Below are 17,139 nucleotides of genomic sequence, written 5' to 3'. Positions count from 1 at the left end.
CGGTTTAGTAAAAATTGCTCGGGCTCATATTCAAAGTGCTGAGGTTCCGTATCCAACTGGATCAATATTTTCTCTTCCTGATGTCCGGATAACCCTTCATCAAACAGCAATCCCGGAAACTTAATGTGACAATGCCAAGCCCCTTTCATCACCGTCTTAAGCTCAACCTCATACCCTTCCCGCTCAAGACCTTTTTGTATTTCCTTGGCTACTTCTTTAAAGGCATCTTCTTCCAGGGAAATATTATCAAAATCCAGATCTTCCGAAAAACGTCGGTTCCCATGTACAATGCGAAGGCAGGTTCCTCTAAGGAAATACAGATCCGTTGCATATGAGCTCTCGTATAAAATTTCCAATATCTTATATTGCAGGTATTCCCGAAGCATAAAGCGAGGGAAACGATGCAGCTCTTCTGAGAAATAGGGACGAATTTCGCTAAGTGGTAGCATTAAGATATGTTTTTAAGGTAGTAAGTCGTCTACTTAAAGCCGGAGAATTGATATGGGCTTCATAGCTATTGAGGGTTTTCATCGAAATGCGATTATTGATCTCCACGGTATTCCAACGTAAAGCTTCAAGATCTGCTGTCTCTTTTACTTCATGATGCAGATATAAATAATCAATCAAGGTTTTTTCGGGTCCCGCCATAGCGTACCGATGATCGTTCCACTCTTCAAGCTGATATCCAAAGAAAAGTGAAGGTTTTAAGTGACGATAAGTAAACCTACCAACAGGCGTGTTAAATGAATTCGTTTTTAGTGTAGTACAGGAGGTGACCTGAAACACCCCCTCTGGAATAAAGCCATATCGTGATAAAGCTGACTCCAATGATACATAAGACGGATGATACAGTTCGTTCGCCGTGTAGTACAGAAAAGGCTCATCGACCTCCTGATCGGAGAAATAGTAGTAGCGGTTCCGTAGTTTTTGGATATAGCCTTTTTCCTGCCACTCCACCAGCCGTCGGCTGTCAAAGCCAGGAAAATGTTTCTCAATTTCCCGAACCGAAAAAACTGGGAAAGGCTTTCATTTCGTCCCGGAATTCAGGGTAGTTCATATCATTCGTTTCTATTTTTTGTTAAAAATAACAATTTTTAGAAACAAAAATAAGTTATCCACTACTAATCCTTCTGGAGGAAGATAAATTACCGCTCCAAATTTTCGTCAAAAAATACTACTTATTGACAATAATTTGATTTATAAATCCATCGTCATCTGGTTGGCTTTCCGGATTTCATCGTAAAAACGGTTTCGTTTTCTGAATAGCTTTTCAAAATACTCGATTTTCCGATCACGATAATCATAAATGATCGGAATCTGATTCGACCGCGTGATTCGTCCAATATACTGAATAAGTTTGCCCTTAAAAGCAAACGGATACACCAGAAACAAACAGTCGAACCGGTCCACGTCAACGCCTTCTCCAAAAAATTGACCGGTGGAAAGGACAATTTGAAAGTGACCGGCCTGGATCTGTTTCATCTTGGATTGCTGGCCGCCTTTGGAGTCATCGCCACTCAGGGTAATCGTTTCAAACCGATCCTTCAAATACAGGTTCAATACTTCAATATGAGATTTCCGTTCGGTGAGCAGCAACACCGTTTTTTTCTGGTCGATCACCTTGATCAGATCATCCAAAATTAACTGATTCCGGGCGGTATCGTGTACAAGAATCCGGGATAGGGTTTCATAGTCATCAATACGATAATCGAAGGGAGCCTGAAGACCGGTTTCCCTGATGTTTATCTGAATCGTGGCCGATTTATCATCGTCCAGAAAGTCAGCTGTAATTTCGGAAATAATATTTCCTATGAACACATAAATCAGATCCTCATCATTGTTCTTACGCATCGGAGTAGCCGTGAGCCCATACAAATAATAGGAGCTAAACCGGGTAATAGTTTCCCGAAACGTTTTGGCCGGAATATGATGGCACTCATCCACGATAATAGTGCCGAACGATTCCAGGATCTTGTCGCTTTCCCCGTGTTGTTTCAGTGTTTGAACCATCCCGACTGTAATATCCTTTCCTTGCTTTTTATGGGAACCGGAGAACTTCCCGATCTCTTTCTCGGGAATACTCAAAAACGATTCGACACGTTCGATCCACTGGTCAAACAGTTGTTTGCGGTGTACAATTATTAATGCCGGCTGCTTTTTGCGAGCAATGAGTTCAAGTCCCATAATGGTTTTGCCCGATCCCGGCGGTGCCACGATCACACCAAAATCTTTCTTTGAGGTTGGTTCCAGGGCTTTCTTCTGGTGTGGATACAGTTTAATGCTCGATTGGTAGGTTACCGGTGACCTCTTTTGGCGCTGGTCATCGATGTGATATGGAATTCCCCGTTCCTTGCAATAAGCAATTAAATTGGGAAGGAATCCCCGTGGTATGATTACATGTTTTTCCTTCTCCCCAATCAGGTTAAAATACCTCTCCGTCTGCCAAGTGCTCCTTCCCAGCTTCTTTTTCATAAGATAGTCTGAGTTGACATAGTTTAACTGATCCCGGATATAGCTGATAACCGAAGGAGGCATGTTGTTCCTATTTAACCACACCTGATTGTCGAGTAGGATTTGCAGTTCTCCGTCTGACCGGCTGCAGGACGCATGAGAAGGAGAAGATGAATTTTCAACTGAATCATATAGCTGGTCCAACTGTGAAGTAGATACTTTCTGCATTTCTGCCAGAAACTTCCATTGATTACTGAACGGGTCACCGGTTTCGGGATCTATAAAACAAGTATTCCCCTCAGCCATCCATTTTTTATTCAGTGGCAGGGCAATGAGGTTACCCAAGCCTTTGCCTGAATGATAATCCTGACTAGGAAACAGCCGATCGAAACTTGCATCTTTTTCAAACTCTGACAGAATACCCGCCTCCCGTAATAGATGAAAAGCTATCTTTCTGCTTTTCCAAGCAGGATTAGGTTGTTGTAAAAAGATCCATACGTGTCCACCATTCCCGGAGCGGGAACGTTCCAAGTAGGCGGGAATTTGATGCTGCTCACATACCCGCAAAAACTGGTGGCTATCCTTCATCCAGCTTTCCTTATCAAAATCGGCGGCCAGCAGCCAAGAAGTATTATCTTTCAATAAGGGATAGATGCCGACCGTTTCCTTTCCCGACAGGTGCTTTCGGATAACGGCCGGAGTAAGCGGGGAAAGTTCTTTGTGCTTGAAGGTCTGAAAGGTGCCACCCAGCGCCTTATGCTTTTCGTATTTGTCCCAGTCCACGTTATAGGCGGGCATGTATCCGTCCCAATCCTCATTTTTCCACCGGAGGGCATAGACATCTTCCCGGCCTTTAAAAAGGGATTGGAACAGATTAATATGCTGTTTCGATATTCTCATGGAAAAAAATCAATGATATCATCATTCTGCTTTTATAAGTTATATAAAATAATACTTGAACCTAATTACCTTTTAATCACCTGTAGAGGTTTGACAATTTTAATTAAGCTTCACTCCGGATATTTATAAAGCGAACTATACTAATGGTCATGAAGTGTTGTAAGTTATACTTCTGTTCATTAATTTACAGCGTTCACGGAACGTGAACATAAACAAAAAATGAACAAATGGAAGCCGATATACTTCCCTTAGCACAAGAAAACCTTGAAAAGCTTACCCAATTTAAACTAGAAATTGAGGAACGAGAGAAGTATATCCAAGATGTACATCAAGTAGATGCAAAGGTAAAGCTACACCTTCCAGATGAGACGTTGGATTTTTTTGCAGAAATAAAGAAAGAAGTCCGAACCCACCAGCTACCTAGAATTTATGAGTTGGCCAAAACTAATAAGCCATTTCTGTTAATTGGAGGACAAATTTTTCCGAATATAAAAGAGAAGCTTAAAAATAAAGGGATCAACTGGATTGATGGGGCTGGTAATATGTACATCAGAACCAAAGATCATTTTCTCTTTGTGGACCACAACGAGACATTCCATGTTAAAGTTGAAAGAGATCGGGCCTTTACCAAGACGGGATTGAAAGTAGTCTTTTTATTTCTTCTCGATGAAGAGTGGATTCAGAAAACGTATAGAGAAATTGCCGAAGCTGCGGATGTAGCGTTGGGTACCATTGGTTATGTCATCAATGGACTTAAGAAAAGAAAGTATCTGGTTAAAAAGGACGAAAAGAACTATCAGTTAGTACGTAAAGATGCATTAATTGATGAGTGGATCGGTGCTTATGAACAAGAGCTAAAACCAAAGCTACACAAAGGTACATTTGCCTTCATTGATAAAGAAGAGGCTGCTAATTGGAAAAAGATGGAACTTGATGACCAAACAGTATGGGGCGGAGAGGCTGGTGCAGATTTACTTACTGGAATGTTAAAGCCACAGGATCTAACTCTTTTCACAACTCATACTAAGGGTAATATAATGAAAAAATTCAGGCTAAAGCCTGATCCTGATGGTACTATCCAAGTTTACGAGCCATTCTGGAGTATTGAAAAGGGAAAAGAAACTGCCCCTCCTTTAGCAATCTACGCAGACTTAATCTTGACCGGCGATGAACGCAATTTTAAAATAGCTGAAAAAATATATGGCGAGTTCATACAAGATTAAGTTATCCAATTTCAATCAAGAAGGATTAAAGGATGTCATTGAAATACTTGAAAAAGTTTTTCAAAAATTTGACGTGGATTTTTATGTCATTGGAGCCTTGGCGAAAGATATGTGGCTATCAAAAGAGGAGATCCAAACCAGGGCTACAAGAGATGTCGATTTAGCCATATTTATTTCGGAGTCCAGAGATTACGAAGAGATCAAGTCTACACTAATTAAAGAACACGATTTTCAAGAAGTCTCAACAAATGCGTTTGCGTTACTGACACCCTATGGTTACCCCGTAGATCTACTACCATTTGGATCTGTAGAAATTGATGAAGCAGTCGAAGTAGAGGGAGACGGACTTACAAGGGTTCATGTTAATGGCTTTAAGGAAATCTACCAACAAGGCTTGGCACCAATCTTAACTGATGAGGGCCTTACTTTTAAAATTGCCTCCCTTACCTCCATTATTTTACTGAAACTAATCGCCTTCGATGATCGTCCAGAGAAACGCACTCAAGACATCAAAGATATTGGCATTATAATCCGCCACTATTTTCATATAGAGAGTAGTCTGATATATAACAAACATAACGATTTATTTACCCAGGGAGATTTTGAATTGATAGACATTGCAGCTTATGTGATCGGCCGAAAATTGAATGCTATTATTTCTGATAATGAAACTTTGAGAAACCGAGTTCTTAATATTTTGTCTCTATCTAAAAAGTATCACCACAGAATCCCCGAATTAATGGCTCAAAATGCAAACTTTACTGTTGAGCAAGCCAAAAAATTATTGGGAGAAGTGGCACAAGGAATCAAGCAATAAGAATTATAGATCGGTATTAACAAGTCCCTCACATCTCATTTTTGAATCCAATTTTCTTGGTGACATTTTTCTGAAATCATTTTCAGCTTAAAATCTGTTCATTAGTCTCTTTTAAATATTGTTTTACTCCATCCCACTTGTTACGTCGCTGGGCATATCTCTTTAAGGTACTTATATTTACATCATATTTATCCACAATATTACTGCATATGGTTTTAAGCTCTTTTCCCTGAAAAGCATCAAATAAAACCTCGTCCGCTACCAGGTCAACCATCATTTTCTCCAACTTGGGTACCTGGACTTCATTTACCGTCATTAAGGGGGATTGACTGATCAGTGGCCGGATGACCAAAAGGTTTTCTGAACTACCTAAATATTTCTGTACTTCATCTCTGCTGGGTTTAAGAAACACCCCGGAATCTTTTCGAGTATTTTGCAGGTAATAAAAAATTGACTCTTCCGTATCACGCTCTGTATCGACGAGAGTAAAATATTTCGTGGGCAAATGCTGCGTAAAGTTTAAAAGCCACTTTGTGGACCAGATACAAAACGTGAGGTATGGAAACTCCTTTCGAAGCTTGGAATCAATAGTCCTCAACTCCTTGGATCTTTCTGGCTTCCATTCCCTAACTTCTGCCCCCAGCCTATATACACCTCTCTTTACTCTGCTAAGAATGCCTTTATCATTTAACTCGTAAACACGCCATCTTAATGTACTTCGGAGTAGGTTTGGTTCTTTTTCTTTATAAAATTGATATAACTCTTCTATTGAGACCGCTTTTTGGTCTCTAAATCGGCCCAAATGCTCATAAATTTGAGTAACATCTATGGAAGAGTGTCCCATAATCTTTTGGACAATATGGATAGGAACTCTCTTTCGAAGCAAGTCCGTAGCACAGGAGTGTCGCAAACCGTGTAGAGTTACAGAATTCGGAACACCTTCAGCTTTTTTGACGAATTTTTTAAATGATCGGGAAAGCGAACCGGCACTCATCCCCTGGTACTTATTTAATCCCGTTGAGCTTGGGAATGCGTACCCATCACTTGGTTCACCCTGCTTCTTATGCCATTGCACCAACCAAGGTTTTAGCGGCTCTTTAATCGGAATTACGCGCTCTTTTCCGGACTTCGTAGTATTGTCATCCGAATTAGTAATTCGTATCTGTCCCAGATCTTCCGGATCATTGGGATTCCCTTCTAAGTCAATATCACTCCATTTCAGATTAACGGCCTCACTGGCTCTTAATCCACAGTAATACATGGTATTAATCATCGGCTTAAACCATAAACGCATCTGGTGAGGCTTGGTTACATATCCTTTTTCTTTTTGTTCTTTGTAAAACTTATCAAAGGCCTTGAAAACTTCATCCAATCCCTCACGCGAAATGGTCTTCCCGGCAATTTTTTGCGGCACCTTGGGCGGTTTAATGTCGGCAGCAAGATCTTCCTTTAGAATTTCTTTTTCATGCATCCATTTGAAGAAAACCTTCAAGTGTCGAAGATAACTTGCCTGGGTTGCCGGTGCTAAATCATCCCGGAAGCAGAATTCACGGATATCCTTCTCCATAATTTCCGTAACCGGCATCGTTCGACCGAGCTGGTCTTCTAGCATATCTAAGTGTCGTCGATAGTTATCTTTGGTCGTCTGATTAGCTTGGCTACGTTCTTCAATAAATTGATCCGCCGCTTTATGCAAGGCCACATACTTTCCCCGAAGCTTTTGTCTTTTCTTTTTAGCTTCCTTCCCTGGAGTCCATCCATTGAAAGGATCAATTTCACCTCGTTCAAACTTTCCTTCATATTCAATCGACATTTTTTTGAGCTTCCCTTTTAATCTTAGTCCCTAAGCTCAGGATTCCGCTTTCTCTCTCTACTCACTTTTAAAAAAAACGAATGTAATACGTACTCTTCCTCTTTTTTAGACTATCCATACTCATTCTCGAATTTAGAGTCTGTTGGTTGGAGGTTTTTGGTCCTTTACAACATTTGAGTACAATTCTGCAATAAATTTTTAGTGTACAGTATGGAGGGTTGGCCCATTTTTCTACGATCAGTGAACGAATGTACCAACTTTTGTACCAACTATTTACGTAATTTATTACAAAAAGTGAAATACTTTCACGCAGAAATTTTACCACAAAGAGAAGATGAGTGCCTAAAATGGCCGTTTAAATGGTATAAAGGGTATTTTTTAGGGATTTAAAGAAAGGAATAAAAAGTGGGCCCGGAGGGACTTGAACCCCCGGCCAATCGATTATGAGTCGACTGCTCTAACCAACTGAGCTACGGGCCCGTGTGTCTGGATCTGGATGCACCCGAACAGAAATATCGGCGCTTAAATTAACGGTTTTTGCCACCTCTTACAAGGTTTCAGAAAAGAAAAAGTAAACGGCGGAAAAAGTCTTTTTATTGCATCCTTGATCTTCGTGGGACTTTTTATCTGGGAATGAAAAGCGCAATAAATATTATTATTCCCTCTCAATACTGGTCAACTTTTTTGTTATTATAACATACTGTAAATGTATTTAATGCGGCGGCTGATGGTATGAACGAATCTCCCTCTTTAAGGAAGATGATCAGGGATATATTGCCTGGACCTTATTCCCGGCATGGATGACCCTCTTGGACAAATGCTTGCAGCACAACCCGCTCTCAGGCAGCGGGACGATCTGCTCATTCCGTGCACAGGGAGCGCGCTGTTATGCCATCACGAAAGCTGTTTTATGCGAATTGAACTTGAAGCCTGATTAGATAGTTGATTATGAACAAACAACCTTCTGCTGTAATTACCGGAACCGGATGCTACATTCCCCCTGAAAAGGTCCCCAACAGTGATTTCCTGAAGCATACCTTCCTGGATGCCAACGGAAAGCCTTACGATCGAAGCAACGAGGAGATTATCGAAAAATTCGAGGCCATTACCGGCATAAGGGAGCGAAGATACGCGCCGGATGACCTGCTGACCTCCGACATGGCGACCCTTGCCGCTGAAAAAGCACTGGCCGATGCTGACCTGGACAAAGAAGCCCTGGACTATATTATCGTTGCCCACAATTTCGGCGACCTGCGGGCGGACAACCCGAAGGTGGATATGGTCCCCAGCCTGGCTTCCCGCGTCAAGCAGAAACTGGCCATTCACAACCCGCAATGTATAGCTTACGATCTGCCCTTCGGATGTCCGGGATGGCTGCAGGGACTCATCCAGGCGAACTACTATATCCAAAGTGGTGATGCCGAACAGGTCCTGGTGATCGGATCGGAAACGCTCTCCCGGGTTTGCGATCCCCACGACCGCGACAGCATGATTTATGCCGATGGGGCCGGCGCCACGGTGCTGGGAGCCACGTCCGGGGAACAACCGGTCGGCATTCTTTCTCACGCCGCCCGGACCGACACCAATCCCGAGGCCGATTATCTGACCATGGGGCTCTCTTTTAATGAAAGAGAGGATGACCGGTTGTTCCTCAAGATGCAGGGACGCAAGCTCTATCAATATGCCCTTAAACGGGTACCGGGGGTCGTTAAACGATCGCTGGAGCAGGCCGGACTCACTATTAAGGATGTAGCCAAGGTACTGATCCACCAGGCGAATGCCAAGATGGATGAGGCCATTCTGCAGCGCCTGCTAAAACTTTATAATATATCCGAGGTTCCGCCCTCTCTTATGCCGATGACTATTTCATGGCTGGGAAATACCTCCGTAGCCACGATCCCCACCCTGCTGGACCTGATACGGAGTAATAAATTGGATAATCATCAAATTTCCAGTGGCGATATTTTGGTCTTCGCTTCCGTGGGAGCCGGCATGAATATCAACGCTGTGGTGTACCGGGAAAAATAAATAACTTTTAAATAGGAATTCCGCTGGATTAGCGTTACTTTGACTGTGTTATAATTAATTACCCACCTACCGAGTGTATATATTGAAAAGACGCGTTAAACCAACTCCTTTCATTAATAAAGCCCATAGGTGCATAAAGACATAATACAAGACATGGCACAAGGCAAAGTAAAATTTTTCGACACACAAAAAGGATTTGGATTTATCAAACCCGATGACGGAAGCAAAGATGTTTTCGTTCATCGAAATAACATTGAGAGTCTGGATTATAATCAGGGACTTGAAGACGGTGAAGCTGTAGAGTTTGACGTTGAAGAAACCCCCAAAGGTCTAAGCGCTACCAACGTTAAAAGCCTGGATTACAAATAGATCCGATTTTAGATCTAACTTACATTTTCAGAGCCTGTTTCTTTACGGAAACAGGCTTTTTTTATTTCCTCTCTTTTTTACCCGGTCCTCCTCCAAACTATATTTTTTTAAATAATCCGGCGTGCGGTTAAGATAAGCGGCTAAACAATATGCTCCAACGTCTTTTCCGGGCGGTCTATAAATATGATGTGGCGGCCACGCTGTCGCTTACGATTTTTCCGGATCTTGTAGACACTGAAAGGCTATTTGAAAACAAACAGCACAACGCGTTCCAAATATTTCTTTTAAAAATGTATATTACCTTTTTCTCAAACCAACAAATTTCACGGGATGGAATGGATATGCATATCTCCCTGCACTTAATGGTATATCGTCTGCTTCTGTTGTTACTGGCTGTAGCCATCGGACAGCCCATTCCCCTGCAGGCGCAGGATGCCCCGGAATATACGGTCTACCGGTCTGGTACCCCGATTGAGATTGATGGACAACTGGATGAACCCGCCTGGACCGGAGCGCCCGATGTGGGATCGTTTGTTTTTCCATGGTACGAGAGCGGAAAAAGGGAACAGACCGTAGCAAAGTTATTGTGGGACGATACGCATCTGTATGTGGCTTTCATTTGTGAAGACGAATATATCTGGGCGGAACATACGGAGCGCGATTCAGCGGTGTATTTAGACGATGCCGTGGAGGTTTTTACGGCGCCAAATCCCGACCGGCCCCGGGCTTATTTCAATATTGAAATGAACGTGCTGGGTATCTTCCTGGATAACTTTCAGTCCGGCCAACCGGCAGCAAACCGCAGAGAAAACTGGGACGGTAAAGGCATTCGGATCAAGACCACCATCAAAGGTACACTGAATGACGACAGCGACAGGGACGAGTACTGGATCCTGGAGGCCGCCATTCCCTTTAAAAACTTTGCACAGGTGGCCCGGCATACCCCGCCTGAAAAAGGAGATGTGTGGCATTTGAATCTAAACCGTTTGGGTGGAAATCGCAATGAACAATTCAGCCAGTGGTCCCCCAGCCAAACGGCCAAGCCTGATTTTCATGTGCCCGAAGATTTCGGACGGGTCATTTTCTCGGATATGACCAGCCCCTTTGGGCGGTAGCTGAGGAGAAAAAGGATGTTGAATGCTCGAAAAAAACAGCAACGGATCAAAAGAATGGCGTTGCCAAACCTTCTACCGAACGTTAACTATATAGTTGAAAAAATTGAGATAAAATGAAGATAAAAATAAATTCAGTTCTGTTTTCAATAGGCTTGCTTGTCGTGGGACTGGCGGGCTGTGCGGAATCAGGGGAAGAGGAAAAGAAAAAAGCCCAACAGCAGCAGCTGATACAAGAACGAGCTTCCGAAGAAGTCATTTATGTCGGCACTTTTGCCGGCAGGGGCGGCGAGGGACTCTATGTCTATGAGTTTGACCGGGAGACAGGGGCGCTTGACCAGCTGCAAACCGTGAGCGACCGGGAGGCCCCTGATTTTCAGGCCCTGCACCCGGAAGGAACTTATTTATATTCGGTCAGTGATGAGGCCTTTGCTGAGGATTCCGATCATGGAACAATATCAGCCTACCGGATCGACCGGGAGACAGGGATGCTTTCGCTGATCAATGAACAGTCTGTGGAAGGCCAGGGACCTGCGCATGTAAGCGTGGACCCAAAGGGACGTTTTGCCTATGTGTCCAATTACAGCGGGGGAAACCTGAGTGTCTTTGCCATCGATCCCGAAGACGGCAGCCTGGGTCAGGCCGTCGATGTGGTGCAGCATGAGGGCAACAGCGTCAATAAAGAGCGACAGAATGCTCCGCACGTGCATTCGGCCATCCCCTCGGCGGACGGCCGCTTTATTTATGTCTCCGACCTGGGGACCGACCGCATCATGATTTATGAAGTAGATCAAAACAGCGGGGAGTTAAATCCCGCTGAAGTACCGTACGCTGAAAGCACCCCCGGATCGGGGCCCCGGCATTTCACGTTTCACCCTGATAGCAACTATGCTTATTCGGCAGAGGAACTCAGCTCGACGGTGGCCGTTTTTCAGACCGATCCCTCCACGGGAGCACTCACAGAGATTCAGCGTATTTCCATGCTCCCGGAAACGTACGAGGAACCCGGCAATTCGGCAGCCGATATCCACATTTCTCCGGATGGCCGGTTTTTGTATGCCTCTAACCGGGGACATGACAGCCTGGTACTTTATGAGATTGATCAGAACAGCGGCAAGCTTTCACTGGTAGGTCACGAGCCGACGCGCGGCGGACATCCCCGCAATTTTATGATAGACCGGGAGGGCACATATGTGCTGGTTGCCAATATGGATGACGACAATATCGTAGTCTTTGAGAGAAATAAGGCAACCGGTGAGCTCAGTTATACCGGGCAGCAGATCGAAGTACCAATGCCGGTCTGCCTGACCCAGTATGTTATCGATATCGAAGAATAAACCCTGTCGCTCAACAACATTCAATCATTAAATGAGTTACTAATACAGGGAATAAAATCTCATTCGATATTGTTAGTGTAGTAAGTGAATGGGAACAGGCCGATAACGAATTCTTAGTTATGAATAAACGATACACCTTATTGCTGGCAGGCATGTTACTTTTCGCGGCTTGTAATTCTAAAGCTCAAAAGACAACCTCTACATCTATGCAGGAAGAAAATATTCAACCGACCGATGAAACACTGCAGGAAGCTACCTTTGGCGCCGGGTGCTTCTGGTGTGTTGAAGCTATTTTTGAAGAAGTAAAAGGCGTTAAGAGCGTAGTGGCCGGCTATGCCGGGGGACAGAAAAAAAATCCTACCTACCGGCAGGTTTCTTCGGGCAGCACCGGCCATGCCGAAGTCACCCGTATTGTTTACGATCCGTCTGTAGTCTCCTACGAACAGTTACTGGAGGTGTTATGGCACACGCATAATCCCACCACAAAAAATCGACAGGGGGCCGATGTAGGTCCGCAATATCGATCGGTAATTTTTTACCATAATGACGAGCAAAAGGAGATTGCGGAAAAATCGCTGAAAAAAACCGATCAATCTGACTTATGGGAGGATCCGATTGTAACAGAAATAGAACCGATCTCCAATTATTCCAAAGCGGAGAACTATCATCAGAACTATTACGAAAATAATCCCAATGCAGGGTACTGTACAGTGGTTATTGCACCAAAGCTCAAAAAATTTCGGAAGGATTTTTCACATATGCTCAAGGATAGTTAGGATGTAGCAGAAGCCTGTTGAAAAACCAGTCCCGAAGCATCGGGAAAGGTCAAGGCCAGAGGGAGGTTGGAATCGCAGCATATGAGCTTATATGTGAGCATTTCAACCGACCGATAACGCCGACATTGGTCAAAAGAACAGTTTTGCAAGGGCTTCTGACAAACAGGAAGTGCGTTAACTCCGCTTTGTTTCCTGAACATGATATAATATAATTTATAGCTGATATGGGAGAAAGAGGATAAAGGATAGAAGATAGGAAACAGAGAATGGAGAATAGAGGATCGAGAACAGAAAATGGAGAATGGGAGAAGTCGGACTTAGAATAGCATGATACAGCAAACACGATGGTGAACCCTAACTTAAAAACAACGACTATCTATGACTAATCGACTAACAATACCTGCGATCATTGGTTGCATTGGATTAATCATCTCGGTATTCCAAACGCCGGCAATGGCCCAGGAACGCGGTAATGAAGAAGCAAGAGTCAGTCCCAATGCCTCGGTAAGTCAAACGATCGGAACGACCGAAGTAACAATCGCCTACGGTCGTCCGGGGGTAAATGACCGCGAAATCTTTGGAGGCTCATTGGTACCGTTTGGAGAGGTATGGCGAACCGGAGCCAATGAATCTACGACCATCTCCTTCTCTGATGACGTGACGATAGAGGGGGAAGAACTTGCGGCCGGTACCTACTCGCTGTACACGATACCCGGGAAAGATCAATGGACGATCATCTTCAATACTAACATATCCTGGGGGACCCAGTACGAAGAGGGACAGGATATACTTCGTGTCCAAACCGAACCGGAAACAGCGGAGCATATCGAACAGATGATGTTTCATTTTGAAGATGTTTCTGAAGATTCCGGCACGGCCGTGCTGCGGTGGGATGATGTAAAAGTGCCTTTCACGATTGAAGTTTAAATAACCGTTATATATCTCAAATAAACCCCCAAATACTTCTTCTCATGGTGGGACGCTTCCCCATCATGGGATTTTATTATTTTTCACCTTCCTCTGGGGTGCCAATTTCATATTGGCCGAAATTGCCCTCAAAGAGATGTCGCCCATTGCATTTAGTGTTTCTCGTTTTGCGATGGGCGGCCTCGCTTTATTTGCGGTATTGTACCTGCAATATCGGGCGGAATGCAAGCGCAGGTCCCGATCCATTTCTTTTCTGCCGGACATCCATAAAAGACACTGGCCCCGGCTGCTGCTGATTTCCGTTATTGGAGCCACACTGGCCCCGTGGCTGGGTATTGAGGGACTTGGTCTCACCCATGGGGCCAGGGCTTCGCTATGGCTGGCCCTGGGACCGGCCGTAAGCACGGGCTTTGGCTACCTGCTCAATACGGAACGTATGGGACGTTATGGGTACCTCGGTGTTATCCTGGCGGTTACCGGGACTATTATTTTAGCCTGGGACGGGCTTCGCCCGGAGCAGGGGTACTGGCTGGGCGACCTGGTACTGATTGTGGCTTTAATACTTACCATCATTGAATTGCATCTGATAAAGCCCCTCGCCCGGGTATACGGGTCGGTCCCCATTGTTGCCCTTCGCACCGCTATCGGGGGGTCGCTGTACCTGCTTATCGCTTCGCCGGCCCTTATGGAAACAAGCTGGGGTAGCCTGGGGGTATGGACCTGGATTGCCATCCTTGCCGGGGGCGCTGTTGGCGTGGGGATGGGACAATGGATCAAAGTGCGCGCTCTAAAAAAACTGGGTCCCACCCAGGTCGTGCTCTATGGTAATTTGGTACCCATTGCGGCTCTTCTGATCGCATGGCTCAGCATCGGGGAAAATCCGTCCTCTCTTGAAATCATATCCGCCGCATTTATAATCGGCGGAGCTATCCTCATTCAGATCATAGACTCCATGGCAGGTGCGACCCCCAGGGAACAACAAAAACGGGAGGAGGCGCTCTCGCTGTTTGCGAGTGCCAAACAAGATTAGGTTTGGTTAGCGGTAACAAGTCTGGCAGCGCGCTATGGGCACTGGCTCCCGACAGCGTCTTTACTAAAACAGTGCTTTCAGGTCATGCGGACACTGAAAGGTTAACGGGAAGCTATCCACTTAACGCATTCTAAAAATGAAAAGACAGCTGCAGCAAAAAATTGCGTCCCGCCTGCGGGTAATAATAATTAAAGAATTGTTCCTCGTCCCCTGAAATATATCCATAGGTGTATCCATTGGATTCGTACCGTTCATCAAACACGTTATTCACCATCAGGGTCGCCTCGACATGCGAGGCAAACGGAACCGTTGTCCAGTTATAGCCCAACCGCAGATCGTTTATGAGATACGGATCCAGCGAACGGCTGCCGGACCCCGTATTATCCAGGTATTGACGCGAAACATACTTTGTCGACAATCCGGCCGAAAACCCATCCCTGCGGTATTGCAGCATGGAGTTTCCGGTGAAGCCGGGTGAAAAGGCAATATCGGTGTTTTCGTAAGTCGTTGCCTGCTGTCCCCCGGAGTCGTAGTTATCCAGGTAGTACGTGTAATCCTGAATTTTATTGCGGCTGAAGGTGGCGTTGCCGGACCATTCCAGGCTGGGCAACAGCTGCAGGCCTCCCTGAAGTTCCACACCTGTGCGATAGCTGTCGGGAACATTTTGGCGTACATAAGCCCCCACATCATTGATTTCGCCCGTCAGTATAAGCTGATCCCTGTAGTCCATATAATAGAAGTTCGCCTCTACGTAAAACCGCTCGAAGGCCCCCTTATAACCGGCCTCCCAGTCGTAGAGCGTTTCGTGGCGGGGACGATCTTCAGGCGTGGATTCCACATATTCTTCGCGGGTCGGTTCCTTGTTGCCGATACTGAAAGAGGCATACGCCCGGTGACGACTGTTAAAACGGTACGTAAGTCCCCCTTTCGGATTAAAGAAAGTGAGTGCATCGTGTTGCTGAACATCAACAACCTCTTGTCTCCCGCCCGGCTGCGGTTGACGATCTTTACCCAAAAAGTCATAGGTGATGCGACGGACCTGGGCATCCCCGTAGGCCGTGAGGTGATCGGTGAAGTGATATTGTGCTTTAAGATAGGTGTTGAAATCAGTCTTGTATCCATTGTTAAAATAATAGCGTTCTCCGATTTCGCTGTCGCCGGCGTACCGGGCCCAGACGACCTCGCCAAAGTGGTCCCCGTCGTATTCATTGTATCCCCCGCCAAGGGTGACCGACCAGCGGTCTTCGATGTCATAATCGGTGGAAAAAACAGCCCCGTAAAAGTGATTGTCAAGCCATAAATTCCGGATAAGGTCGCTCTCGCCAATCGTCGTATCGGGCAGCTGGATGGGATCAATGCCGTATTCATCCAGCGACTGGCCCGCTTTGTATTCTTCATAATAACCGCGTCCATAGGTATAATGGGCGGAAAAGTTGGCATTCCAGTTCTCCGAGAGCCGGTAGGAGTAGTGCAGCTGGTAATGATCCTGCTGGTAGTTATCGGTTTGGTTGTCGTACGGTTCCCCTGGCTTTTCCGTGCCCGCCGGGTTGTGGGTGCGGTCACCGCCCTCCAGCCTGCTCTCCGACACACCATACCAGGCCTGATAGGTTTTCTCGCGGCCGGAGAAGATATCCGCTCGCAGCAAGCTGTTATCGCCGGGCCGGGCCGCAGACAGATAAAACGACTTCAGGTCCGAATCCGCCCGGTCAATATACCCATCCGATTCGATCCGGGAGAGACGTCCCTGGAATTGCCACCCGTTGTCCATCAGTCCCGACCCCAGCATCACATTGGCTTTGCGGGTATTAAAGGAACCCGCGGACGTATTGACTTCCCCGTAGGGCTCGGCTTCCATTTGAGAAGTCTGAATATTCATCGTCGCTCCAAAAGCAGCGGACCCGTTCGAAGAGGTGCCCACGCCCCGCTGCACCTGTATATTTTCGACCGATGAAGCCAGGTCGGGCATATTGACCCAGAACACCCCGTGCGATTCGGCATCATTAACGGGAATGCCGTTAATCGTGACGTTGATCCGCCGCTGGTCAACCCCCCGAATACGCAGCCCGGTATAACCGATCCCGGCCCCCGCATCAGAGGTGGTGGTTACCGAAGGCGTCCCTTCGAGCATATAGGGCATATCCCGGCCTAGGTTTTTGGCTTTGACCTCGCTGCGGCTCACATTTTCGTACGCCAGCGGTGAAGCCTCGCCGGCCCGGGTGGCCTCCACAAGTATCGCGTTACTTATGATCGTTCTCGGTCTCATCGTAATGTAAAGGGGAGGTTCTGCATCCCCCGCATCGACCGTTTTAGTCTGATAGCCGAGAAAAGTAACTCTTATCTTTGTGGTTTCCTCATC

The 17,139-nt window shown here is 45.7% G+C and carries 14 protein-coding genes and 1 tRNA gene; 9 read left to right on the top strand and 6 right to left on the bottom strand.

Translation table 11 applies throughout. The features are described 5' to 3' along the window. The 3 genes from ACESLU_RS04460 to ACESLU_RS04450 form a co-directional block, all read right to left on the bottom strand. A partial coding sequence (locus ACESLU_RS04460; RefSeq protein WP_372635718.1) for a nucleotidyl transferase AbiEii/AbiGii toxin family protein occupies nt 1-449 on the bottom strand: 449 nt, incomplete at its 3' end. Continuing rightward, nucleotides 436-957: a hypothetical protein gene (locus ACESLU_RS04455; RefSeq protein WP_372635715.1), complete on the bottom strand. Its 522-nt coding sequence runs from the start codon at nt 955-957 to the stop codon at nt 436-438. The genes ACESLU_RS04455 and ACESLU_RS04460, both read right to left, overlap by 14 nt. A 240-nt stretch (nt 958-1,197) precedes the next feature. Beyond that, nucleotides 1,198-3,351, bottom strand: coding sequence for a DEAD/DEAH box helicase family protein (locus ACESLU_RS04450; protein WP_372635712.1), 2,154 nt, complete (start codon nt 3,349-3,351; stop codon nt 1,198-1,200). A 227-nt stretch (nt 3,352-3,578) separates the two neighbouring features. On the opposite strand from ACESLU_RS04450, the gene ACESLU_RS04445 reads away from it, so the two are divergent. Both ACESLU_RS04445 and ACESLU_RS04440 read left to right on the top strand, forming a co-directional pair. Further along, on the top strand, nt 3,579-4,574 hold the full coding sequence (locus tag ACESLU_RS04445; RefSeq protein ID WP_372635708.1) for a type IV toxin-antitoxin system AbiEi family antitoxin: 996 nt from the start codon (nt 3,579-3,581) through the stop codon (nt 4,572-4,574). Further along, a complete protein-coding gene (locus tag ACESLU_RS04440; RefSeq protein WP_372635705.1) occupies nt 4,552-5,391 on the top strand; it encodes a nucleotidyl transferase AbiEii/AbiGii toxin family protein in 840 nt (279 codons plus the stop codon). Before ACESLU_RS04445 ends, ACESLU_RS04440 begins: the two co-directional genes overlap by 23 nt. An 82-nt stretch (nt 5,392-5,473) precedes the next feature. On the opposite strand, the gene ACESLU_RS04435 is transcribed toward ACESLU_RS04440, so the two are convergent. Both ACESLU_RS04435 and ACESLU_RS04430 read right to left on the bottom strand, forming a co-directional pair. Beyond that, nucleotides 5,474-7,204, bottom strand: a complete 1,731-nt coding sequence (locus tag ACESLU_RS04435; protein WP_372635702.1) for a DUF6577 family protein — start codon at nt 7,202-7,204, stop codon at nt 5,474-5,476. A 406-nt stretch (nt 7,205-7,610) separates the two neighbouring features. Further along, nucleotides 7,611-7,684, bottom strand: a tRNA-Ile gene (locus ACESLU_RS04430). 468 nt (nt 7,685-8,152) lie between these two features. On the opposite strand from ACESLU_RS04430, the gene ACESLU_RS04425 reads away from it, so the two are divergent. The 7 genes from ACESLU_RS04425 (at nt 8,153) to ACESLU_RS04395 (ending at nt 14,783) form a co-directional block, all read left to right on the top strand. Beyond that, nucleotides 8,153-9,232 carry a 3-oxoacyl-ACP synthase III family protein gene (locus ACESLU_RS04425; RefSeq protein ID WP_372635699.1) on the top strand — a complete coding sequence of 360 codons (1,080 nt, stop codon included), beginning with the start codon at nt 8,153-8,155 and terminating at the stop codon, nt 9,230-9,232. A gap of 153 nt (nt 9,233-9,385) precedes the next feature. Beyond that, a complete protein-coding gene (locus ACESLU_RS04420; RefSeq protein ID WP_372635696.1) occupies nt 9,386-9,601 on the top strand; it encodes a cold-shock protein in 216 nt (71 codons plus the stop codon). Between the two features lie 149 nt (nt 9,602-9,750). Then, on the top strand, nt 9,751-10,716 hold the full coding sequence (locus ACESLU_RS04415; RefSeq protein WP_372635694.1) for a carbohydrate-binding family 9-like protein: 966 nt from the start codon (nt 9,751-9,753) through the stop codon (nt 10,714-10,716). 113 nt (nt 10,717-10,829) lie between these two features. Beyond that, entirely contained in the window at nt 10,830-12,050 is a 1,221-nt protein-coding gene (locus tag ACESLU_RS04410) for a beta-propeller fold lactonase family protein (RefSeq protein ID WP_372635691.1), read from the top strand. 119 nt (nt 12,051-12,169) lie between these two features. Next, complete coding sequence (gene msrA / locus ACESLU_RS04405; protein WP_372635688.1) at nt 12,170-12,826, top strand: peptide-methionine (S)-S-oxide reductase MsrA; 657 nt, start codon at nt 12,170-12,172, stop codon at nt 12,824-12,826. Between the two features lie 378 nt (nt 12,827-13,204). Beyond that, a complete protein-coding gene (locus ACESLU_RS04400; RefSeq protein ID WP_372635686.1) occupies nt 13,205-13,753 on the top strand; it encodes a DUF2911 domain-containing protein in 549 nt (182 codons plus the stop codon). 13 nt (nt 13,754-13,766) lie between these two features. Next, nucleotides 13,767-14,783: a DMT family transporter gene (locus ACESLU_RS04395; protein ID WP_372635720.1), complete on the top strand. Its 1,017-nt coding sequence runs from the start codon at nt 13,767-13,769 to the stop codon at nt 14,781-14,783. Between the two features lie 130 nt (nt 14,784-14,913). Here ACESLU_RS04395 and ACESLU_RS04390 read toward each other — a convergent pair. Beyond that, nucleotides 14,914-17,139, bottom strand: a 2,226-nt coding sequence (locus ACESLU_RS04390) for a TonB-dependent receptor (RefSeq protein WP_372635683.1), incomplete at its 5' end; no start/stop codon positions are given.

It is taken from the genome of Fodinibius sp. (assembly GCF_041642155.1).
Lineage (GTDB): Bacteria > Bacteroidota > Rhodothermia > Balneolales > Balneolaceae > Fodinibius.
The sequence above is the reverse complement of the archived record's forward strand: the minus strand, read 5'-3'. Positions and strand labels throughout refer to the sequence as shown.

What these genes read in the sequence shown, in the direction of transcription:
- ACESLU_RS04450 (WP_372635712.1), bottom strand. Translation starts at nt 3,351, where the DNA reads ATGAGAATATCGAAACAGCATATTAATCTGTTCCAATCCCTTTTTAAA.
- ACESLU_RS04445 (WP_372635708.1), top strand. Translation starts at nt 3,579, where the DNA reads ATGGAAGCCGATATACTTCCCTTAGCACAAGAAAACCTTGAAAAGCTT.
- ACESLU_RS04440 (WP_372635705.1), top strand. Translation starts at nt 4,552, where the DNA reads ATGGCGAGTTCATACAAGATTAAGTTATCCAATTTCAATCAAGAAGGA.
- ACESLU_RS04435 (WP_372635702.1), bottom strand. Translation starts at nt 7,204, where the DNA reads ATGTCGATTGAATATGAAGGAAAGTTTGAACGAGGTGAAATTGATCCT.
- ACESLU_RS04425 (WP_372635699.1), top strand. Translation starts at nt 8,153, where the DNA reads ATGAACAAACAACCTTCTGCTGTAATTACCGGAACCGGATGCTACATT.
- ACESLU_RS04420 (WP_372635696.1), top strand. Translation starts at nt 9,386, where the DNA reads ATGGCACAAGGCAAAGTAAAATTTTTCGACACACAAAAAGGATTTGGA.
- ACESLU_RS04415 (WP_372635694.1), top strand. Translation starts at nt 9,751, where the DNA reads ATGCTCCAACGTCTTTTCCGGGCGGTCTATAAATATGATGTGGCGGCC.
- ACESLU_RS04410 (WP_372635691.1), top strand. Translation starts at nt 10,830, where the DNA reads ATGAAGATAAAAATAAATTCAGTTCTGTTTTCAATAGGCTTGCTTGTC.
- msrA (WP_372635688.1), top strand. Translation starts at nt 12,170, where the DNA reads ATGAATAAACGATACACCTTATTGCTGGCAGGCATGTTACTTTTCGCG.
- ACESLU_RS04400 (WP_372635686.1), top strand. Translation starts at nt 13,205, where the DNA reads ATGACTAATCGACTAACAATACCTGCGATCATTGGTTGCATTGGATTA.